Below are 3,804 nucleotides of genomic sequence, written 5' to 3'. Positions count from 1 at the left end.
AAAGACCTTTGAAAACTGAACAAGACGAACCAAACGTGCAGGGTTACGAAAGTAACCTGTCAAGAAACAATAAGTCAGCGATGACAAGAAGAGCGTGAGCTCAAACTTTTTTAATGAGAGTTTGATCCTGGCTCAGGACGAACGCTGGCGGCGTGCCTAATACATGCAAGTAGAACGCTGAAATCTGGTGCTTGCACCGGATGGATGAGTTGCGAACGGGTGAGTAACGCGTAGGTAACCTACCTCATAGCGGGGGATAACTATTGGAAACGATAGCTAATACCGCATAACAGTCTTTAACTCATGTTAGAGGCTTGAAAGGGGCAATTGCTTCACTATGAGATGGACCTGCGTTGTATTAGCTAGTTGGTGAGGTAACGGCTCACCAAGGCGACGATACATAGCCGACCTGAGAGGGTGATCGGCCACACTGGGACTGAGACACGGCCCAGACTCCTACGGGAGGCAGCAGTAGGGAATCTTCGGCAATGGGGGCAACCCTGACCGAGCAACGCCGCGTGAGTGAAGAAGGTTTTCGGATCGTAAAGCTCTGTTGTAAGAGAAGAACGTGTGTGAGAGTGGAAAGTTCACACAGTGACGGTATCTTACCAGAAAGGGACGGCTAACTACGTGCCAGCAGCCGCGGTAATACGTAGGTCCCGAGCGTTGTCCGGATTTATTGGGCGTAAAGCGAGCGCAGGCGGTTTGATAAGTCTGAAGTTAAAGGCTGTGGCTCAACCATAGTACGCTTTGGAAACTGTCAAACTTGAGTGCAGAAGGGGAGAGTGGAATTCCATGTGTAGCGGTGAAATGCGTAGATATATGGAGGAACACCGGTGGCGAAAGCGGCTCTCTGGTCTGTAACTGACGCTGAGGCTCGAAAGCGTGGGTAGCGAACAGGATTAGATACCCTGGTAGTCCACGCCGTAAACGATGAGTGCTAGGTGTTAGGCCCTTTCCGGGGCTTAGTGCCGCAGCTAACGCATTAAGCACTCCGCCTGGGGAGTACGACCGCAAGGTTGAAACTCAAAGGAATTGACGGGGGCCCGCACAAGCGGTGGAGCATGTGGTTTAATTCGAAGCAACGCGAAGAACCTTACCAGGTCTTGACATCCCGATGCCCGCTCTAGAGATAGAGTTTTACTTCGGTACATCGGTGACAGGTGGTGCATGGTTGTCGTCAGCTCGTGTCGTGAGATGTTGGGTTAAGTCCCGCAACGAGCGCAACCCCTATTGTTAGTTGCCATCATTCAGTTGGGCACTCTAGCGAGACTGCCGGTAATAAACCGGAGGAAGGTGGGGATGACGTCAAATCATCATGCCCCTTATGACCTGGGCTACACACGTGCTACAATGGCTGGTACAACGAGTCGCAAGTCGGTGACGACAAGCTAATCTCTTAAAGCCAGTCTCAGTTCGGATTGTAGGCTGCAACTCGCCTACATGAAGTCGGAATCGCTAGTAATCGCGGATCAGCACGCCGCGGTGAATACGTTCCCGGGCCTTGTACACACCGCCCGTCACACCACGAGAGTTTGTAACACCCGAAGTCGGTGAGGTAACCTTTTAGGAGCCAGCCGCCTAAGGTGGGATAGATGATTGGGGTGAAGTCGTAACAAGGTAGCCGTATCGGAAGGTGCGGCTGGATCACCTCCTTTCTAAGGAAAATAACGGAATGCCGTTTGTCGTCTTGTTTAGTTTTGAGAGGTCTTGTGGGGCCTTAGCTCAGCTGGGAGAGCGCCTGCTTTGCACGCAGGAGGTCAGCGGTTCGATCCCGCTAGGCTCCATTGAATCTACGGATTCAAGTTTGATCATTGAAAATTGAATATCTATCAAATTCCATATAGAAATATATGAAATAGTAACAAGAAAATAAACCGAAAACGCTGTGAATATTTAATGAGTTTTCTAGTTTTAAAAAACTAGGTTAATAAGGTTAAGTTAATAAGGGCGCACGGTGGATGCCTTGGCACTAGGAGCCGATGAAGGACGTGACTAACGACGAAATGCTTTGGGGAGCTGTAAGTAAGCTTTGATCCAGAGGTGTCCGAATGGGGGAACCCACTAGCTAATGGCTAGTATCCCTACCTGTTAAGGGTAGAGGAGGGAAGACGCAGTGAACTGAAACATCTAAGTAGCTGCAGGAAGAGAAAGCAAAAGCGATTGCCTGAGTAGCGGCGAGCGAAACGGCAGGAGGGCAAACCAGAGAGTTTACTCTCTGGGGTTGTAGGACTGCAATATGGACTTAAAGATTATAGAAGAACTACCTGGGAAGGTAGGCCAAAGAGAGTAATAGCCTCGTATTTGAAATAGTCTTTATACCTAGCAGTATCCTGAGTACGGCGAGACACGTGGAATCTCGTCGGAATCTGGGAGGACCATCTCCCAACCCTAAATACTCCCTAGTGACCGATAGTGAACCAGTACCGTGAGGGAAAGGTGAAAAGCACCCCGGGAGGGGAGTGAAATAGAACCTGAAACCGTGTGCCTACAACAAGTTCGAGCCCGTTAATGGGTGAGAGCGTGCCTTTTGTAGAATGAACCGGCGAGTTACGTTTACGTGCGAGGTTAAGTTGAAGAGACGGAGCCGTAGGGAAACCGAGTCTGAATAGGGCGAATGAGTACGTGGACGTAGACCCGAAACCATGTGACCTACCCATGAGCAGGTTGAAGGTGCGGTAAGACGCACTGGAGGACCGAACCAGGGCACGTTGAAAAGTGCTTGGATGACTTGTGGGTAGCGGAGAAATTCCAAACGAACTTGGAGATAGCTGGTTCTCTCCGAAATAGCTTTAGGGCTAGCGTCGACATTAAGAATCATGGAGGTAGAGCACTGTTTGGGTGAGGGGTCCATCCCGGATTACCAATCTCAGATAAACTCCGAATGCCATTGATTTATGGTCGGCAGTCAGACTGCGAGTGCTAAGATCCGTAGTCGAAAGGGAAACAGCCCAGACCACCAGCTAAGGTCCCAAAATATATGTTAAGTGGAAAAGGATGTGGGGTTGCACAGACAACTAGGATGTTAGCTTAGAAGCAGCTATTCATTCAAAGAGTGCGTAATAGCTCACTAGTCGAGTGACCCTGCGCCGAAAATGTACCGGGGCTAAAACATATTACCGAAGCTGTGGATACCTTTATAGGTATGGTAGGAGAGCGTTCTATGGGTGATGAAGGTGTACCGTGAGGAGCGCTGGAACGCATAGAAGTGAGAATGCCGGTATGAGTAGCGAAAGATGGGTGAGAATCCCATCCACCGTAAGACTAAGGTTTCCAGGGGAAGGCTCGTCCGCCCTGGGTTAGTCGGGACCTAAGGAGAGACCGAACGGTGTATCCGATGGCCAACAGGTTGATATTCCTGTACTAGAGTATGAAGTGATGGAGGGACGCAGTAGGCTAACTAAAGCGTGCGATTGGAAGTGCACGTCTAAGCAGTGAGGTGTGGTATGAGTCAAATGCTTATACCTATAACATTGAGCTGTGATGGGGAGCGAAGTTTAGTAGCGAAGTTAGTGACGTCACACTGCCGAGAAAAGCTTCTAGCGTTGTATCATACTCTACCCGTACCGCAAACCGACACAGGTAGTCGAGGCGAGTAGCCTCAGGTGAGCGAGAGAACTCTCGTTAAGGAACTCGGCAAAATGACCCCGTAACTTCGGGAGAAGGGGTGCTGACTTAAGGTCAGCCGCAGTGAATAGGCCCAAGCAACTGTTTATCAAAAACACAGCTCTCTGCTAAATCGTAAGATGATGTATAGGGGGTGACGCCTGCCCGGTGCTGGAAGGTTAAGAGGAGTGCTTAGCG

1 tRNA gene and 2 rRNA genes are annotated in these 3,804 nt (G+C 49.9%); all 3 read left to right on the top strand.

Going from position 1 to position 3,804, the window contains the following annotated elements:
* Positions 1-109 precede the first annotated feature (109 nt).
* Positions 110-1,658: ribosomal RNA gene (locus ACVRWY_RS09365) — 16S ribosomal RNA — on the top strand.
* A 56-nt stretch (positions 1,659-1,714) separates the two neighbouring features.
* Positions 1,715-1,787 (top strand) — tRNA-Ala (locus ACVRWY_RS09360).
* Positions 1,788-1,934: 147 nt separating this feature from the next.
* Positions 1,935-3,804 (top strand): 23S ribosomal RNA (locus ACVRWY_RS09355); the annotation flags it as partial.

Source organism: Streptococcus porcorum, assembly GCF_053203725.1.
Note: the sequence above shows the minus strand (reverse complement) of the source record. Positions and strands in the feature narration are given on the sequence as shown.